Origin of the sequence: Flavobacterium hercynium, assembly GCF_002217285.1 — a bacterium.
GTDB lineage: Bacteria > Bacteroidota > Bacteroidia > Flavobacteriales > Flavobacteriaceae > Flavobacterium > Flavobacterium hercynium.
On sequence record NZ_MUGW01000013.1, the window covers coordinates 34,255 to 52,659 of the forward strand.

Here is an 18,405-nt window from a genome sequence, read left to right on the forward strand (position 1 = left end):
AACACTGAAAAATCATTGCACTCGCAATAACTATAACTCCTCACTAACCTCAACCCTCTCAACCTCACTCTCCAACAACAACTGACTCGCATCAAGCATTTTAATTACATGAATATAAGGCGTTAGCAAATCCGAATCGAATTCTACGATAGTGGGGCGTAACGAGAGGTGAACTATTTCGCAAAGGAAGAATTCGAAGTCGGCTAGGGAATGTTCTGCGAAGGCATTTTCAAACACGATAAAAGGATTTTCGTATTCTTCTGTTGTTAGGGAAGCTTGCGAAAGAATCGATTTTTTCTCGGCTGACACTTCCCTAACCTTCCATTTTTTGCTTTTGTATGATAAACTTGAACACGCTCTCAGAAAAGAACGAATCGCGGTGTAATTAAAAAACACATCTCCCGGACACTCTTTGTTGTAAATTTCGTCTTTACTTCTGTAAAAGACTATTTCGCTCAAAGTCTGCTTGTAGTAAGCAAGATTTTCAGAACCCAAAAAAGCATCAATAACTTCAAACGGGTTTTCTAACTCATGGTGTGCCCAAAAAGTAGTTTCAAAGGAGATTTTATTTTTTTTCATATAAAAACAATATTGGCTGATAAATTTCGATGATATTCTATGCGAATCTTCAAATATTCTGATGAAGAATCTCAAGTTTAATATCCATTAAATGAATATGTGGCAAATATAAAAAAACACTTTTTATAAATACATATCCATGTGTTAATTTTTTTTTTAATCCTTTTATTACTTAATTAAATAAAGCTTAATGATTATAGAAATTATTACATCAGAATTAGATTTTCATTTAATTGAAAAAGTTAGAGAGTTAAGAATAAAATCGAACTTATCACAAGTTACTTTGTCTCAAAAAATTGGAGTTTCAGAAGGGCATATTGGGAATATCGAAAACCATAAGTTAAGAACTAAACTAAACATTCGCATGCTAGCTAGAATTGCTAAAGGTTTAGAATTAAAGAGTTACATGGATTTTTTTCCTGATAAAATTTACTCAAACGATCTTGTTAAAATAAAAATTGAATTATTAGAAAGCTATAGAAAAAGAGGAGGCGACTTAAATGAGAAAATCAACAGATTTAAAAGTATTTCTATAATCCCTTTATCTGAAGAAGAAATCGCTGCTTATGATAAATATAAGCAACCTAAAAAATAATACGAAGAATAGAATAAAAAAGAGAGGAAACAAGTTCCTCTCTTCTTAAAAAAATATAAATCTATAGTTACAGATCGTATATTGGTATACAATCAACAATGTAAAAGCATTCGCTTAATTTTTTTAATTTGGTTACCGTTTTATGGGGGGTAGCTTACTCTCTTAAATTTTCCAGCTTTTACAATAAATATTTTTTATTAATTAAAATGGTGGGAAGCAACATCCTCCATCAGCTATAGGATAATCTGCAGGACATGGTCCATTTTTTAAAATAGCTTCTCCATTTGCAAGTGCATTAGCACAAAATTGAGTAACGCCACCTTTTACGAACTTTTGCTCATTTTTAGTCAATTCTTGAGTTCCGTCTAATTCTAAAATTTTTTTTAACATAATACAAGGTTTTAAGAATTTTGTTAATACCCCAATCGTTTTAAGACACTTGGGATTTGTGTCTATCCTCGCGCAGGAATTTTTTCTATATTTTAGAATTGAATTAAATTTCTTTTCTCAAATGCTTTAATTCAATTACGACTATTTCTTAGAAAACAATTTGTTTTGTACGAAGATACCCTATTTTAATGTTAAAATTTCACGACTCATCTCATTTTGTAACTTTTTTTCAATTTTTTAAATCAATATAGTAAGAATAACGCACTATTTTTAAACTTTTCATTTATTGTAATAATTTTGCAGAAAACATATAATTTCTCAAATACGAAGTGATAAGCTTTTAGATTTTTTATGTTTTATACGTACAAAAAAGGCTGAAAGATCAAGATCTTTCAGCCTTTTTTGTGATTCATAAATCGTTTGCAGAAAACAAGTTAAACCGGTAACTGTTACTTTGAAAATGAATCTTCTATTGTTTTTATTGTAATAAACATTTTCTTATTACTTGGTATCAATATAAAACCATAGCTTTGATAAAACGCAATAGCCGCGTCATCTAACGGATCTACTATTACGGCATAAAGTCCCATTTTTTCTGAAACCTCCAAACATTTTTTTAACGCATCAAACAATAATATTTCTCCCAATTTTCTTCCCTGATTGTTCTTGTCGACAGCAAGTCTTCCCAATAATGCAGTTGGTATAGAATACGATTTGGGTATTTTCTTCGTTAACTCTTCAGGAAATTCTGCCCAGGGTATAGAATTGTTTGTCAGCGTGTAATATCCTAATATTTTGTTTTCATCTTCGTCTGTATCTGTTACAACATAACAAACAGACAAATCTTTTCTGGCATCTTGTCCAGCCTGCTTGTGAAAATAATCATCTAATGCTATTTTTCCACAACTAAAATGCTTCTTTTCGTGATCCTTTCTAAGGACATCAATCTTTAGGTTCATTAGTTTTGACAAATTCAGAATGGTTCATTTGAGCCCTTTTAAGTTTATCATTAGCACGTGGGGGATTTAAAATTGCATCCATAAATATTTTCTTGTCCTCGTACGTCTGTAACACAATCTCATTTTCTTTAATGATCTTGTTTGCTTCGGCATTTGCACAATAAACAATAAATTCTGTTAAGCTTTTAAATCCTTTTAATACTGAAGCATACTTAATTAACTCCTTTTGCTCTTTGCTAATACGAACATCAATTCGGTCGTTAATAATTGTTGCCATAATTTTTGGTGATTTTCGTGACTGAATATTTTTACGTGTTTTTTTTGTTTTGTGTGTTTCCTATTTGGTGTGTCGTTCTTTTTGTATTTGTTTTTGTTTTATCACTTGGAGTGTGCGTGTCTTTTACCTTATAATTTAGCGTAATCGTGTATTACGCCTTTTTTGATTTAATTATTTTGACATTTGTACTCGACTTGTTTCCGAATTCTTCATCGAAGAGTAGACTTCATATTAGCTTTACAAATGTACGTATATTTTACGTACACAAAAATATTTGTCAAATCTTTTTGCAAATAAGCATCTGAATTTCGTTGCGCTCACGAGTGAAGCGCTTGCGTTGACAACAATCTATAAAAACAATCTATTACGTTAAACTACATTGCGATAATTAATTTCGATTGGCACTATTAGCTTGTCGTATTGCTTTTGGATCTGTTAGATTAAAGCGGTAAACAAAACTTAAGCGGTAGCGGGCAGCATTAGAAATACTGTTTTGTGAAACATAATAAGCTGTACCGGATGTGGTGTTTTTGTTTTGACGCAAGTTAAATGCATTGGTTATATCAAACACAAGAGTAGCTTTGTCTTTGAATAAAATCTTGCTTAAACCAAAATCAAGAGATTGCAAAGCATCGTTTTTGGTCTGTGCGTTTTGCTGTGCTCCGCGAAAGTTGTAACGTCCCTGAAAACTAAATTTTGCAGGCAGTTTAATTTGTGTGTTTAAGCGGCCTGTAAATGTTTGTCCTTCATAATCCAGATTCTCCTCCTGATAATTTCCTTTTTGATTAAAATGATAAAAGTTCATTTCCATATTTACCTGCAGCCATTTTAACGGATTGTACAAAGTCGAGACCTCTACTCCTTTTCGTATTTCATGCTGAATATTAATAGGCGTTGTAAAAAATATGTCGTTTTCACGATACATAAAATCCTGAATATACCCGCTTTCCCATTGATAATAAACCGAAGGATTGAGCGTAAAGGTTTTCCATGTTTTAAGAAATGTCAGTTCAAATACATCTGTAAAAGAAGGATTAAGCGCTGGATTACCAACATATTGCGAATTCAAATCGGTCAGTTCATTAAAAGGATATAAGGCATACAAAGAAGGACGTTTTATGCGCTTGCTGTAGTTTAACTGCAAAGTCGAAGCCTCAAACTTATAACTCAAATTTACTGTCGGGAATACTCTGTTGTATTTTTTATCAGCATTGTACGTTTTTCTGACATCAGCAATTGCAACTTCCGTAAATTCATTACGCAATCCGAGCATATAATTCAACCTTCCGATCTTATTGCTGTATTGTGCATAAGCGCTGGCAATGGTTTCGTTGTAATTCAAGTCGTTGTCGATATTTTGATAGGTATTCCAATCATCTCCTTCTTGCTGCTCCGCTAAAAAATTACTGGAAACTTTACGAATTTCTGTTTTAACTCCAAATTCAAATACCGAAACACTATCAAGCAGCTGTATAAAATCACTTTGAATCAGTAAATCTTTGCTGGCGCCAATCGAGCTAGTTCTAATCCCGGGATAAGTCACTACGTTCGGATACCAACGTTGTGTCGAAAGAGTCCAGTCTTTGTCGCTGTTCCACCAATCGTACTGCAAATCAATCGTCCATTTTTTAGACGGCTGTTTGAAGGTTTGTGTATAATTAAACTCAAATTGATTGTAATCTCTTTTTTCAAGTGATCTTCCTTCTCTTCTTAACGTGCTGTCTGTTGCATGCTGAGCATTACTGTAATCGTATACTAAATGCGTTTTGTCATTGTCTTTGGTAGCATTTTTTAGAAAAGCCGTTGTAATGGTGCGGTGCTCATCAATAAAATAATCGGCGCCGAGATAAATCAACTTTCCATCATCGTGGCGATCTTCATTCTGAATACTGTTTAAGTAGCTTGTTGTTCCGTTGCTTGTCGTCGCCTGATTGGTGGTATACAGCCCAACATAATCAGAAGAACGAATGCTGAAATTAGAAAAAATATTGATTTTATCTGATTTAAAATTAAGACTTGGATTAAGCCGGCTGTCATTGGGAGATCCCGCAACCAATCGAACCTGACCGCTAAAACCGCTTTTTTTGTTTTTCTTCAGAATAATATTGATTATCCCCGCCGATCCTGAGGCATCATATCGCGACGAGGGATTCGTAATTACTTCGATTCGATCGATTTGGTCGGCTGCAATTTGATCCAGGGCGTTAGTTTGGGTCAAACCCGATTGACGTCCGTTGACTAATATCAAGACGCTACTGTTGCCCCGAAGACTTATCGCCCCCGTTGGACTTACCGCAACAGACGGAACGCCATTCAGAACATCATGTGCAGAACCATTTTGCGAAAGCACATCTTTGCCCACTTCAAAAACTTTTTTATCGAGCTTCAAGCTGATGTTCGGTTTTTGTCCTTTAATTTCTACCGCGTTTAATTCTACCGCATCTGTAACTAAATCAATGGTTCCCAATTCGGTTTTCGGTTTACCCGAAATAACTTCAAAGGATCGTGTATAATTTTGATATCCTATAAAACTAAAAGAAACGCTCATTTTTCCGCTTAGCGATCCTTCTAAATTAAAAACACCCTGATCGTCTGTAACGCCAATTACTACAACTTTTTGATTGTTGTCTTTTACGGAAACCGTTACATACGGCAAGGCTTCTTTTGTGGTCTTATCGGCTACTTTTCCGGAAACACTGGCTTGTTGTCCGTATCCAAAAAGAGAAAAAAATAAAATTAGAATGCTTGTGATCAGCGTTATCAGGGTTTTCATGTTAGGTGTTTTTTACAGTACAAGATTAGCTGATAAAAGAAAACAGCGCCTTTTAAAACATGCAAACGGCTCCAAGAGCTTTCGAAATGCATTTCTCTCTTCGATATTTATACTACCTTTATCTTATGTATCGTCTACCCTTTTTTATCGCTTTTCTACTGCTTTTGTTTACATCATGTGAACCATATACTGATTACGTAAAATCGGATGTAACGTATTATTCCAATGATGAATACCTCCACGATTATCTCGGAAAATCTAAAGATGCTATATTCAAAGTCAATTTGCCTCTCGAACTGCTCAAACGCGAAAACATTGCTACTCCATTAGGCTTGCAGGTGAACGGTTTTGGCGCTTTTGATGTATATTGGGATGGCGTTTTGGTAGGAAGCAACGGTAAAATAGCGAAACACGGTCAAGCCGAAGTACCCGGAACGGAAATGACCTACTATCAAATACCCGAAAATTTAGCTACTATTGGCAAGCACGTAGTCACGATAACCGGAACACAGACTCAATTGCGAGAAGCACATCGGGGATTGAGTATCAAACTCGAAAGCTATTTAAGGCTTCATCGTTCACCGCTTATTGTTATGTCGTTTATGAATCTCATGGCTGGCGCTTTTCTTATTGCGGCTATTTATTACTTTTTTCTTTACATCAACAGTACGCGCAAAGAAACCACCGTTTTAGTTTTCGGAATAATCTGTCTGCTTTTCTTCTGTCTGTTGATTATTGAATATGTCAAATTTTATATCGACATTCCATACACCCAATATTATATCCGATTAAAGATCGTGGGCTGGCTTACCTTTTTCGTATCGATCCTGGTTCCCTGGTATTTTATGCTTCAGTTTAACTTCAAAAAAAAGAAATTATTTTTACTTCTTTTACTCCTCAGTTTGCTTGCGATCTACATTATTTATTACGGACATTATGATCGAACTGCTATCTATTTTAGTTACGTCATGTGCTTCTTTTCCATTATTATTGCCTCCAATGCAGCTGTCCGAAAAGTCAAAGGCGGATTAATTGTTGTCGCTGGCTTGTTGGCAAGTGTAGTTGTAAATTACTTTGTGTTTTTTGATTTTGGCTTATTTGTCGCTTTTACTATCATTGTATTATCGATGCTTTATCTTCATACCATAAGGGCAAAAGCTATCGAAGAAGCGCATAATGCATCGTTATTGCTTTCGTCCAGATTGCAGTTAGAATTGATTAAGAAAAATATTCAGCCTCATTTTCTCCGCAATACTTTAACTTCACTAATCGATTGGGTCGAAGAATCGCCACAGCAAGGTGTTGTGTTTATACGTGCGCTGGCTGATGAATTCGATATTATGAATACTATTGCCGAGGAAACACTTATTCCCATAAGAGAAGAGATTGCTTTATGCCAAAAACACTTGGAAGTAATGTCTTTTCGCAAAGAAATCTGTTATGATTGGGAAGAAAAAAACATTGATGATACAGAAGAAATTCCGCCTGCAATTATTCATACTATTGTAGAAAACGGTATTACGCACAGTATGGCTCCAAAGCAAGATTGTATTCGTTTTTGTTTGAGTTTTTCTAAAGAAACAAATTATAAAGAATATGCTTTGTTAGTGATAGCCGCAAACCGAAAATCTAAAAAAGACAAAAGCAACGGAACGGGTTTTAAATATATAAAAGCAAGGCTGAATGAAAGTTACGGTAACAATTGGCAGTTTGATTCTGTTGCTGTACAGGAAGGCTGGCTTACAACAATTAAAATTTTTGACATAAAATGAAGATTCTAATTATTGAAGACGAGGCTAGAATTGCCAAACGAATAGAAAGAATGACTAGGGATTTTTTTGACAAAGAAGTCCAGATTTTGCTTTCTGATTCCCTCGAAAATGGATTAAACACCATTGAAACGCAGAGTATCGATTTATTACTACTCGATCTGAATTTAAACGGCGAAGATGGATTTGATGTTCTGCAAAGTGTTACGGCAAAATCTTTTCAAACCATTATTATTTCTGCTTACACAGATAAAGCTATTACGGCATTTAACTATGGCGTATTAGATTTTGTACCCAAACCATTTGACGAGACCAGGCTTTCGCAAGCTTTTACGCGTTTTACCTCATCAGAAAAACAACCCAATGGAGCTATTCAGTTTTTAGCCGTTAGAAAAGTAAAAACGATTAAACTCATTACAATAAAAGAGATAAAATACATCAAAGGCGCAGGAATCTACACCGAACTACATCTAGCAGACGGACGTATTGAACTACATGACAAGTCTTTAGAATCATTAGAAAAACTGCTTCCTTCTTCGTTTCAAAGAATTCATAAATCCTATATTCTTTGCTGGCATGAAGCCGATAAATTAGTCGTAGAAGCAGGCGGAAGATATAATATGCTACTTAAAAATGGCGAACTATTACCCGTTGGCCGTTCTAAATATAAAGAAATACGACTTAGAATGATTTGAAAATGTAGTGAGATGTTGTTGTTTTATAAACTTTGGTTTAGATTTCAAGTCCTTGACCAATCAAATATTTTTTAAAATTTGCTAAATGTTTGACACAATACTCATAATCGGATTTCATAATCAGTTCAAAAGTTTCAAAATCTGTGTTTATACCATCATATCTTGAAGTTCTGGAATACTGTAAAAGTTTTTTATATTCACTCCAAGCATTTTTACTTATACGCATTACTGGTTTATGTCTGTCAGGATTGACATTCATTTCTATTTCATGATGTGTTTGTCCTATATCAATGCCTTTTTTTGTTGCTAAAGCTTTTAAATAATGTATAGCAGTGTAAAAAAGAGATGTTATTTTCCAATCATAGAATTTATCAGAAAAATTTTCGCAGATACAATTGTGGAATTCCTCATTATGAGAAGCTTGATTCAAAAATCTCTCCATTTTTACTCCAACTTAATTTCTTCGTTAAACTTAATTCTATCAACTAATTGCGAAGGAATAAACTGAAAATACACGTTGTGCTTTTGAGAGATATTTGCTAAATCAATTTTATTTAAAAATTCAAAAAAGATGTCTCTATTTTTACTATTATCTTCTTTTAAAACAATAGAATAATGTAAGTCGTTTAGACTTTCTCTTGTTTTAAAAACTTTTTCAAGGGCAAAGTAATTTTTTTTAAAGTAGCCTCTAATTATTTTATCAAGTATTTGATTAACTTGACTATCTATCTTATTAGAAAAGTGAAATATTTCTTTTACTGGATTTTCAAGTGTTTTTTCCAATTCTTTAGACAAAGGTGTTTTCTCTCCTATTTTTAGAAGTGCATAACTTGCGTCTACTTCATCTTTGAATTCTTCCAGATTTGTTTGTAACAAATATAAAATCGCCTTCAACTGACCAAGCTTACCATCATTTTTTATATCTAAGGCTTGACTATCATTCATCATTAACTAATTTACTTTGTAAAGATACAATAAAATTTATTCCTAAAAGATTGCGTTCACGAGCAAAATCCTCTCGCAAGCACTTCTGTCATTGCAAAGAAAACAAAAATCAAATCAAAAACTATCAAAATATTCTTTCATATCAAATAATTCTTGAAATATTTTGAAATTTTATTAAAAAATTTTCTTTGAATAAAAGAGGAAGAAAATCTTCTCTATTCTCTATTTACAATCCAAACAACCAATTATTAATCAAATGAATACACCATATAACAACGAAATATATTTATGCTGAATTATACCCAAAAATGATATTTTAACAAAAACGGACTAAAAGTTTTTTAAAGATGCTATTGCGAGTTTTAAAAATATTCTCTTCTTTTGCACCCGAATTAAGAAAGTAGGCCCGTTCGTCTATCGGTTAGGACGCATGGTTTTCATCCATGTAAGAGCGGTTCGATTCCGCTACGGGCTACTAAAAACAAAGCTTCAGAGAAATCTGGAGCTTTTTTCGTTTTTAGCTTTTTTATTTTCTTATATAATTTTTTTTATATATTAGCCAATAATTTTAGATGTAATTGTTAACGATACACCTAAAAAACATTTCTCATTATATCCTTCTTTTTATTATTTTTTTAATAAAAACTCAACAAAAAACCTTCTAAGTTTTTAACAATCTGCGCTTTATAAATTGTAAATTTAATTCTATTAAGTAAATTACAATAACAAGATTTTATTTATACATTTATGCCGTAAATTTAAAAAAATATCACTTACTAATTAAGATTATAAAAGTGACTCTAATATTCGAAATAATAGTAACTAGAGAAGAAAATTTAAATTTGATTTCAAATAAAAAAGTCCAATATAAAAGGTAATAAATAATTGATATGGCAAATATAGAATTTAATAACCCAAGGTTTGTAGTTCCTCCCGCAGGCGTAATTGATGCGCAAGCAACAGTGATGTTCAGGCCTAGCCCAACCTGGAATGCTGAATTTATGTTTGATTGGATGAGAACAGGTAACGGAACTAATCTTGGACAAACCAATCTTGATGGCGATGTAGATTACCAAACTATTTTGGGAACCTACAACAACAATTCAGTTGCCAGTCCATTTGTGGGAGACACAACAGATACCAACGGCAACGGCGTTAAAGATTTGTATGAGAAACTAAAAAGCGAATATCGAATTTTCACCTCATTGAATAGGTTAGATGCCTCAGGTGCAAGTATTGATTATTTAGAACCTAAATTATCAATTTATAAAAATGAAAATGAAAATGTAGATGCTGTTGCAATTTTGCAATTACAAATTGAAGTTATAGTTGCCCCGGAGGAGTTGATAATTGAATTTGAAAATGAATTTTTTGATATTACAATATTCACAGGCGCAACACCTCCACCACCTGCTGTACCAGCACTTCTTACCACATCAACAACCAATGCACCTGCAACCAATGCACCTGCGAATGGACCTGCGCTACCAGAAGACCGAATGAAACAGTTGCAAATAACCAAAACATTGACAGGTGCAAGTGCTTTTAACACCTTAGAAATACAAATAAAATGCAAAAAGACTTTTGTAACGGCTTACAAAGAAATTAAAGCCTACACCATTATGGCACACCCAGATCCTGCAAATACCACAAAAGTTAGAAAACTTGCAGGAGTACTCAAAGTTTTGCCCAACGCTGCCAGCAAACGAAAAGTAAAAAAAATAGTACTCATTAATGTGAAAACGGATATTGATAGCAATAGCACCACAGTCGAAGAAGGTTTTTTAATTTCTGGATTTACAGAAGCAGGACAAAAAACCATCATTCGAAAATTTTTGAGGCAAGCGCTCGTCGATCCAATCTTCAGCATTGAAGATTTAGATTTAAGTAGCTTTGGTCAGCCTAATACACTTGTTCGAGATGATTTTAACAGCAAATATGTTGATGGCGGACGATTAAAATGCTATATTATGCACGGCGCCACTGTGCCTAGTGGCTGGAAAAGTATAGATGATTATTTATACACCAAACTAAAGGCAAAAACAGGAGTTGGAAACAAATATGACAACTACATGAGAATTTTTTACTTGCCTCATCATGGTTTTTATATTGATCCGAGCAATGTTCAAGGACCTCCGACAGGATTTTCTCTTGGCGGTTTTACTAGCGGAAGTGAACCAAAAAATATTGTGATGCTAGACGGTGCTGCCCCTAACAGTTCTGCCCACGAAGTATACCATTCTTTGAAATTGCCTCATACTTGGGAAAGTAAAAACCACATCAATCCAATATTTAATAGCGCAACAAATCCACAAAGAAATGGCAGGCATTCTTTTAAAGAAAAAACAACCCGCAATTTGATGGATTATGGACCGTGGAATAAACAATACTTTTTGTACCATTGGCAATGTGTAGTTGCGAACAGCAATGCCACTGCAGAACCTGCACTTTATATACCTGCACCATGAGAACAACAACTTTACTAATGGCTCTTGTGATATTTGCCAGTTGCAAAGCACAAGTAGAAAACAAAAATGTTACAAAAACACTAAATCACAATACAATGGAACGACCTATCATTACTCCAGAATTTGAAAAACTGCACCTTGAAAATTACAAAGACGGTTTGAAAATTAGTAAAGCATTTATAGACGCTGGACCTGAAAAAGGAAATGAATTTAGCATGTACGACTATAGAAAAGTTGATGATACTGGAACTAAAATGTTTGGTGGTTCTTTTTTAGGAGGCTTTAGGGCTTCATTTACTAAAAAAGACTCTTATTATACTATCGCAAAAAGCTATTACAAAAATGGTAACATACATTTTAAATGTATTACATCAAGTCTCTTTAGACAAATTAAAATCGGTAAACAATACTTTTTTAACCAAGATGGTAAATTAGAAAACATAGTTGATCATGATAAAGGCTGGGATTATAGTTATGAAAAAGTGATTGAATATATTCTTGAAAGAAAATTACCTTTAGTGAGTGACAATATATATTATGGCGCAGAAATAACACAAGAAGAAAAAGAGAAAAAATATTGGCAATTAGCCTTAGACACTCGAAAAACTACCAATAAATCAACTTGGGAAATCGTTAAACTTGATGCTATGACAGGTGAAATATTGTATCAAATAGAATTCGAAGGCGATAGGATTTATCATTTAGATTTGGGCGATAACAATCCTCGAGCAATTGAGAAAATTATAGTTGCAGACAAAACGCTAAAAAAATAAAAAAACACTTTTAAACTAAAAATAAAGCTTCAGAGAAATCTGAAGCTTTTTTCATTTATAGCTTTTTTGTTATCTAAATATCATAAAAAACATACCTACAAGGTTTTGAAAACCTTGCAGGATAACACATCTCAACCAAATTTCCTAACAGGTCTTCAAGACCTGTTAGGTATTAAATTCTCCCTTATTTTACTGGCATTCTTAAACTCTTTTTCTAAATTTAGTTACCTTTGATAGAGATTATTCTAAATACCACTTAACTAAACTTAAACAGAAGAAAACAAAAAAATGGAGAAGGAAATACAATTATACCGAAATTCAAAAAAAACAAAAAACCTATTATTCTTTTCTTTAGGAGTTTGCATTATTTTACTCCTTGTTGTTCTTTATTCTGCAGGAATATTTGATGATGAATTTAAAACTAAGCCTCTTGTATTTTCATCTGCAGCTTTTTTAATCATGTTTATCCTGTTGCTAAAAACAGTTTTGAGCTTAAAAGATAAAAGTCCTTTAATTGAGTTAAACAATCAAAATTTCTATGGAAAAACGACACCTATGTCAAAATCTTTTGGTGTTGTTAACTGGGAAGATGTAGCAAATATCGAATCTCAAAAAACAGGAGGAGATACCTTAGTTGTTGTTACTATTAACAATCCTGAAAAATACGAAGGAAGACTTTCGAAAATGCTTTGGAATATGGCATATAACAAAGAAACCAATCAGTTAACGTTAATGTATTCAGCCTCTGAAATTGATATTGATGCTAATGCTCTTTTTACTTTATTTACTACTTTCTGGAAAGGAAAAACTTCTTTAAATAGTTAAATAAAGTGTTTATAAGATTTATAAATTCTTCGTTGAGTAGTCGTCAGATTTCACAGCGAAGAATTTATAATTTTTACCCTTCTTTTCTAAATTTATTTGACATGTCTTTAATAATAGGTTTTATTTTAGAGGAACCGTAAAACTTTACTATTTCCTTTTTCTCACTAATATTACCTCGTTCAAAAACTCTCCTAATTACTGAACTTGCTTGCTTATCCCAATTAATGGAATTAATATCAGTATCCCAAAATAAACTTTCTCTAAGATGATCAATATTAGGACGTTTTTGATGTAGTGATTTTTGTTTTTCTTTTTTAATATCATAATAAGCCTGCAGGACCAACAATGTACCTTCCTCTAAATCCAGCGCACTTTCGATTTTCAAAGCTATTGCTGTATTCATATCTCTTTTACCTTTAATAATAGCATTGATAGTTTGTGGATGTTCCATTAATGACAATGCAAAAGGACGCTGAGAAAGATTTCGTTTATCTAATTCCCTTCCCAATACTGCACCTGGATGAATTCCTTTATACTTTTCAAATTCTTTATTCATAAATACAATATAAACATTTTTATTTACATGCCGTAAACACAACTATAACAACATCAACAATGTACAAATTATACTTTCTAAAAACTTACTTCTTTTTACGTGAACCAATCTTTTTTGCGTCCTTATGAGTATAAAATAAATCAGAACATCTTTCGGCGTAATTAAAATAAGTTTCATCGCTAAAGTCTTCTAAATTAATTACTGCAAATTTCATTTTGGTTTTAATAGTTGGGATACTCACTAATTCTCCTTTCCCTTTATTTGCTGCTTCATCATAATAATTCCAATTCCCAATATAATCAGTTGTCAGGAGATTAACGCTGGATTCTCCGCTTCCGTCGTTTGCAGCGTTTCCAAATTCATATCGGCTCATACCTATCAGTTGTATTTTCTTGGTTTGGGCATTATACCTAAATTGATTTCTGTAACCAGCACGCATCCAATCATTAGAAAAGTAAAAACCATTTTTCGTTGAGTTTACACCACTCGTCTCATTCAAAATCTCAATAGGTTTACTTTGTATTGGTTTGTAATTATTTGTTGAAAGCCTACATACAATTGTCGATTTTGTCACGTCTACATATACCGTATCTTTTTTGCCATCATTGTCAATGTCTTTAACTAGTTTGTCTTGTCCAAAAACGACTATTTGTGCCAAAAGAAAAATTAATAGTAGTGGTGTTTTTTTCATATCTGTTTTTTTAATATAAAAATCTTTATAGCCTTACCTAACACGAAAGACCTCTGATTTACTCACGAAAGTTATACAAAAAAGATTAAGTTTTTTAATCACTCCACAAACTCTTTCCCTTTCCTCCATTTTGAAACCGTAAAACAAACTCGTGCTTCAATTTTGGTTTCCTGTGTATAAAAATTCGGCACTCATACCCTTTTTTTTATATAAGCTATTCCCTCGTAGTAGTTTTATAAATAAAAACGCTCAATTTATACTAGCAAAAACATGAAATCTACAAAAGAATTTACCGTTGCAGATTATCTGCTAACCCGACTTAAACAATTAAATGTTACGGAAGTTTTTCAGATTCCGGGTGACTATGTCAAACATTTTACCCAAGCCTTAGAAAACTTTGAAGGTATTCGAACAATTGGAACGTCTAATGAACTGGATGCTTCTTATGCTGCAGATGCTTATGCACGTACGCGCGGTTTAGCAGCCGTATCATTACAATATGGTGTAAGTACTTTTAGTGCCTTAAATGCTATTGCAGGTGCTTATGTAGAACGTAGTCCTGTTGTTGTAATTAGCGCTGCTCCCGGAGCAGATGCCCGACAAATTGGAAGTATGTACAATGTACTTTACCACCACTCTACCGGCAATCTCAACGCAGATCAGGAAGTTTATGAAAGAGTAACGGTTGCCGCCGAAACTTTGAGTAATTCTGTTGATGCTCCTGAAAAAATAGACCAATTAATTATTGCTGCCCTTACACATCAACGTCCTGTGTACATTGCATGTTATAAAGAAGTCTGGGGCGAACCTTGTCCAAAACCTTCTGATAAAAAACTAAAAGCTGAAATACCAAAGAGTGAAGTTGCAGCGCTGGAAAATGCCGTTTCTCAGGCTTGGACTCAAATTACGCAGGCCAAATCGCCACTGATTTTTGCAGGTGTAGAAATTTTGAGACACGGTTTGTCTAATCTATTAGAAGAACTTATTAAGGAAAGCGGAATATTGTACACCACAACTTCACTGGGAAAAACGGTACTGGATGAAAAAGGAGATAAATTTATTGGTACTTATTCTGATCAGGCTTCGATACCAGAAGTAATTAAATTGGTTGAAGTTTCTGATTGTATTCTGTCTCTCGGAACAATTATTACTGACGACTATTTATGGCTGGTAGAAAATAAGTTTTCGGATATGATTCAGGCAACTACGCAAGAAATGCGTGTTGGTTATTTTACCTATAATAATGTAACCTTAAAAGATTTTATCGAAGCACTAATTCAGCGTTTCAAAAAATCGAACTCGTATCCTTTAAAAACGATAGCACCACCTCAACCCAAATTTCCTGAACCATGGAGATCAAATTCGGATCCTAAATATAATGAAACGCCCAACGTTATAACCTTCAACCGCTTTTTTGAGCATACAGTTTCTTTTTTAGAGAAGCAAAAAATGTTACAGGATATCGTTTTGACTTTTGGTGTAAGCTCCTCTATGTATGTGGCTACAAATATTTATGGCTTATCTAAGAACGCCTATATTTCTTCTGCTGCCTGGCAATGTATTGGTTTTGAAACCGGAGCTGCTTCCGGAGCTCAGCTTGGCAGTGGCAAACAAGCTTGGACTGTAGCCGGAGATGGTGGTTTTATGATGATAGCACAATCTCTTTCAACGCTTGTAAAATACAATATCAATTCTGTCATTTTTGTAATGAGTAACGGAGTATATGCGATTGAGCAGGTATATGTCGATATGGATTCGTTTCAAGCCGGACCCGCTCATAAGTTTGATGAATTTGATATTCTTCCAAAATGGGATTATCAGGCACTTGCCAAAGCATTTGGTGCCAACAGTTACCGAGCCGAAACCGTTTCAGAATTAGACGATGTACTTCTTAAACTAAAGAAAAAAACAAATCTTCCTTCTTTGGTTGAAATTATAATCCCTCAAAAAGATCTTGCACAACAAATGTACAGATTGGGCAATGAATAATCTCCTATTAAAAACTAACAAACAACCTAAAAACATACAATCATGAGTAAGAAAACGTATTCTATTTTTGGAGCTGGTGCAGCAGGACTCTATACGGCCTGGAGGTTACTTAACGGAACTTCTAATGAAACAAAAAACGACAAAATGCTTATTAAAGGCGATGTACTAGAACTTTATGACTGGGGAAAATATGATTTTTCTAAAAAAAATCCAGGAACCAGAGAATCAGGTGCACGTGTCTGTACATGGCATTACAAGAATGATAAAAACAATTCGTACCTCGAATTGGGTGGTATGAGATATTCTTATTGGGACGGCACTCCACAAGGAGCCGGACATCGACTGGTTACCAAAACGATTGAGGAACTGGATTTAAAAAAAGATACTATTGAGTTCAACGAATCTGCTGATCCTCTAATGTCTTTGCGCTCTAAAAACATGTATATTTCTGACATTAATTCTAATAATCCTGCTCCCTACTTCGCTAACGATTATGCGCAGGACAGCCCACCCGATGATGGTTTTACAACAATACAATCTGTTGCAATAACAGCGACTTCGGGACCAACTACCCGAAGAGAATGGTGCAAGTTTTATGAAGAAGGAAAAATCAATATTGATATGCCTGACAGTTCTATTTTTCAAAAAGGAGATTTATTAAAAGAAATCGGATATTGGAATCTGGCTTATGATATGCTTGGACAAGAAGGTTTTAGTTATTTAGCTGATGGTAACGGTTATAGCTCGAACGTCGTAAATAGTCACAGTGCTCAGTCATTTAACGTTAATGATGAGTTTACACCGGGAACACAATATAAAACTTTAATAAAAGGATATTCCAGTTTATTTGACAGTTTATTTGAAGAAGTCGAAAAACTGGCCAAACAAAAAGGAATTACACTAAATTATTATCCAAATACGCGATTGCGTTCTATTTTGCATACTAAATCCGGTATTGAATTTACTACAGCAAAACGTGAAACGCCGGATACACTTGCTGAAACTAAATTTTGTGATGCTGCATTTCTTGCTATGCCAAGAGCATCTATCGAGTTGGTGGCTCAGGCAACCCGATATGCAGATAAAGAAGGTTTGGATGTATTGAATCACGAAAAAGTGCAACTATATTTAGAATCTGTCCTTATGGAGCCTTCGTACAAAGTTGGAATGTTTTTTAAAAGCCCTTGGTGGAGAGAAACTACTGCCGGAAGTCCAACTTATCCTGCCAAACTAACAAGTTATTTTCTGACTCAAGAGGGAATTGCCAAACTTAAAAAAGAAAAATTCCCAGCTAATTATTTAAAATCTATAGAATTAGCAAAAAATCCGGTTATTCTAAATATAGCTTTTAACGATAAAGGAAGTTTTATTGCTGCTGTAGAAAATGCAATTCAGGAACGTCTCACTTTTAAAGAAGAAAAACAAATTTTGGCTATTGCCGAATTGGATACTATTGGTCCGAGTATTACAGATATGCCTATCAGACAAGTGGTTTATTTTGGTGATAATGCTTTAAACCAAAAAGAGAAAAAAGTATACGGTATTCTTGCCAGTTATGATGACATTCAATACACTACATTCTGGAAAGCCTTAGAACTTGGTCCGGATACAACGAGAGAAATTCCTGAGTCAAGAGATTGTCAACCATTAGAAGGCCCGAAAGAAGCTACTCCGGTTATGATAAAAATGCTTCGCTCGCAACTGGCTGCATTGCACTTTGGACCAGAAGCTGATTATTCTGATGTACCGGAACCACTGGAAACCAGATATATGGATTGGTCTCTTCCTCCTTTTAACGCAGGTTATCACGCGTATAAATCGCATTATGATTTAGGTGATGTACAGCGAAAAATCAGAAAGCCATCACAACTTGTTCCAAAAGCAGATTGCGATATTTTTATAGTAGGCGAAACTTATTCTAATGATCAGGCATGGGTTGAAGGTGCTTTTTGTACTGCCGAATCTGTTTTGAATGACTTCTTTGGAATCAAACCTATCATAGACGAAAAATATTATCCATTTATCAGTCCGGAGTAATTTTTAAAGAACGGTTTTAAAATAACTTTAATACTCAATTGTACTTAAATTCACTACATATTTTAACTCGTTATTTATTCCGAT

The 18,405-nt window shown here is 33.9% G+C and carries 17 protein-coding genes and 1 tRNA gene; 9 read left to right on the forward strand and 9 right to left on the reverse strand.

Features of this window, described 5'->3' with window-relative positions:
- Nucleotides 1-30: 30 nt before the first annotated feature.
- Entirely contained in the window at nt 31-579 is a 549-nt protein-coding gene (locus B0A66_RS06515) for a hypothetical protein (protein WP_089049048.1), read from the reverse strand.
- A 190-nt stretch (nt 580-769) separates the two neighbouring features.
- On the opposite strand from B0A66_RS06515, the gene B0A66_RS06520 reads away from it, so the two are divergent.
- A complete protein-coding gene (locus B0A66_RS06520; protein WP_089049049.1) occupies nt 770-1,174 on the forward strand; it encodes a helix-turn-helix domain-containing protein in 405 nt (134 codons plus the stop codon).
- Nucleotides 1,175-1,375: 201 nt separating this feature from the next.
- Here B0A66_RS06520 and B0A66_RS06525 read toward each other — a convergent pair whose 3' ends face one another.
- The 4 genes from B0A66_RS06525 to B0A66_RS06540 all read right to left on the reverse strand — a co-directional run bounded on the left by B0A66_RS06525 (nt 1,376) and on the right by B0A66_RS06540 (nt 5,573).
- Nucleotides 1,376-1,564, reverse strand: a complete 189-nt coding sequence (locus tag B0A66_RS06525; RefSeq protein WP_089049050.1) for a hypothetical protein — start codon at nt 1,562-1,564, stop codon at nt 1,376-1,378.
- Between the two features lie 449 nt (nt 1,565-2,013).
- Complete coding sequence (locus B0A66_RS06530) at nt 2,014-2,523, reverse strand: GNAT family N-acetyltransferase (protein WP_089049051.1); 510 nt, start codon at nt 2,521-2,523, stop codon at nt 2,014-2,016.
- The gene (locus B0A66_RS06535; protein ID WP_089049052.1) at nt 2,507-2,800 is read right to left on the reverse strand and encodes a type II toxin-antitoxin system TacA family antitoxin; all 294 of its coding nucleotides are present in this window, start codon (nt 2,798-2,800) and stop codon (nt 2,507-2,509) included. Before B0A66_RS06535 ends, B0A66_RS06530 begins: the two co-directional genes overlap by 17 nt.
- 388 nt (nt 2,801-3,188) lie before the next feature.
- Complete coding sequence (locus B0A66_RS06540) at nt 3,189-5,573, reverse strand: outer membrane beta-barrel protein (protein ID WP_244283404.1); 2,385 nt, start codon at nt 5,571-5,573, stop codon at nt 3,189-3,191.
- A 59-nt stretch (nt 5,574-5,632) separates the two neighbouring features.
- Here B0A66_RS06540 and B0A66_RS06545 point away from each other — a divergent pair, with 59 nt between their 5' ends.
- Together B0A66_RS06545 and B0A66_RS06550 are read left to right on the forward strand one after the other, a co-directional pair.
- Nucleotides 5,633-7,345 carry a histidine kinase gene (locus B0A66_RS06545; protein ID WP_089049053.1) on the forward strand — a complete coding sequence of 571 codons (1,713 nt, stop codon included), beginning with the start codon at nt 5,633-5,635 and terminating at the stop codon, nt 7,343-7,345.
- On the forward strand, nt 7,342-8,037 hold the full coding sequence (locus B0A66_RS06550) for a LytR/AlgR family response regulator transcription factor (protein WP_089049054.1): 696 nt from the start codon (nt 7,342-7,344) through the stop codon (nt 8,035-8,037). The genes B0A66_RS06545 and B0A66_RS06550 overlap by 4 nt, the downstream gene beginning before the upstream one ends.
- A gap of 37 nt (nt 8,038-8,074) precedes the next feature.
- Here B0A66_RS06550 and B0A66_RS06555 read toward each other — a convergent pair whose 3' ends face one another.
- A complete protein-coding gene (locus B0A66_RS06555) occupies nt 8,075-8,467 on the reverse strand; it encodes a HEPN domain-containing protein (RefSeq protein WP_165766588.1) in 393 nt (130 codons plus the stop codon).
- Between the two features lie 14 nt (nt 8,468-8,481).
- On the reverse strand, nt 8,482-8,982 hold the full coding sequence (locus B0A66_RS06560; protein ID WP_089049056.1) for a hypothetical protein: 501 nt from the start codon (nt 8,980-8,982) through the stop codon (nt 8,482-8,484).
- Between the two features lie 403 nt (nt 8,983-9,385).
- Between B0A66_RS06560 and B0A66_RS06565 the strand changes: the two genes are divergently transcribed.
- The 4 genes from B0A66_RS06565 (at nt 9,386) to B0A66_RS06580 (ending at nt 13,048) form a co-directional block, all read left to right on the forward strand.
- Nucleotides 9,386-9,457, forward strand: a tRNA-Glu gene (locus tag B0A66_RS06565).
- Between the two features lie 415 nt (nt 9,458-9,872).
- Nucleotides 9,873-11,450: a hypothetical protein gene (locus tag B0A66_RS06570; RefSeq protein ID WP_089049057.1), complete on the forward strand. Its 1,578-nt coding sequence runs from the start codon at nt 9,873-9,875 to the stop codon at nt 11,448-11,450.
- Nucleotides 11,447-12,223, forward strand: a complete 777-nt coding sequence (locus B0A66_RS06575; protein ID WP_089049058.1) for a hypothetical protein — start codon at nt 11,447-11,449, stop codon at nt 12,221-12,223. The genes B0A66_RS06570 and B0A66_RS06575 overlap by 4 nt, the downstream gene beginning before the upstream one ends.
- A 288-nt stretch (nt 12,224-12,511) precedes the next feature.
- Nucleotides 12,512-13,048: an STM3941 family protein gene (locus B0A66_RS06580; RefSeq protein ID WP_089049059.1), complete on the forward strand. Its 537-nt coding sequence runs from the start codon at nt 12,512-12,514 to the stop codon at nt 13,046-13,048.
- A gap of 73 nt (nt 13,049-13,121) precedes the next feature.
- On the opposite strand, the gene B0A66_RS06585 is transcribed toward B0A66_RS06580, so the two are convergent.
- Nucleotides 13,122-13,604 carry a helix-turn-helix transcriptional regulator gene (locus B0A66_RS06585; protein ID WP_089049060.1) on the reverse strand — a complete coding sequence of 161 codons (483 nt, stop codon included), beginning with the start codon at nt 13,602-13,604 and terminating at the stop codon, nt 13,122-13,124.
- Nucleotides 13,605-13,689: 85 nt separating this feature from the next.
- Nucleotides 13,690-14,295 (reverse strand): hypothetical protein, encoded by a 606-nt coding sequence (locus B0A66_RS06590; protein ID WP_089049061.1) that lies wholly within the window; start codon nt 14,293-14,295, stop codon nt 13,690-13,692.
- 270 nt (nt 14,296-14,565) lie between these two features.
- On the opposite strand from B0A66_RS06590, the gene B0A66_RS06595 reads away from it, so the two are divergent.
- Both B0A66_RS06595 and B0A66_RS06600 read left to right on the forward strand, forming a co-directional pair.
- Complete coding sequence (locus tag B0A66_RS06595) at nt 14,566-16,284, forward strand: alpha-keto acid decarboxylase family protein (protein WP_089049062.1); 1,719 nt, start codon at nt 14,566-14,568, stop codon at nt 16,282-16,284.
- A gap of 42 nt (nt 16,285-16,326) precedes the next feature.
- Nucleotides 16,327-18,321 (forward strand): flavin monoamine oxidase family protein, encoded by a 1,995-nt coding sequence (locus B0A66_RS06600; protein ID WP_089049063.1) that lies wholly within the window; start codon nt 16,327-16,329, stop codon nt 18,319-18,321.
- Nucleotides 18,322-18,405: the final 84 nt, after the last annotated feature.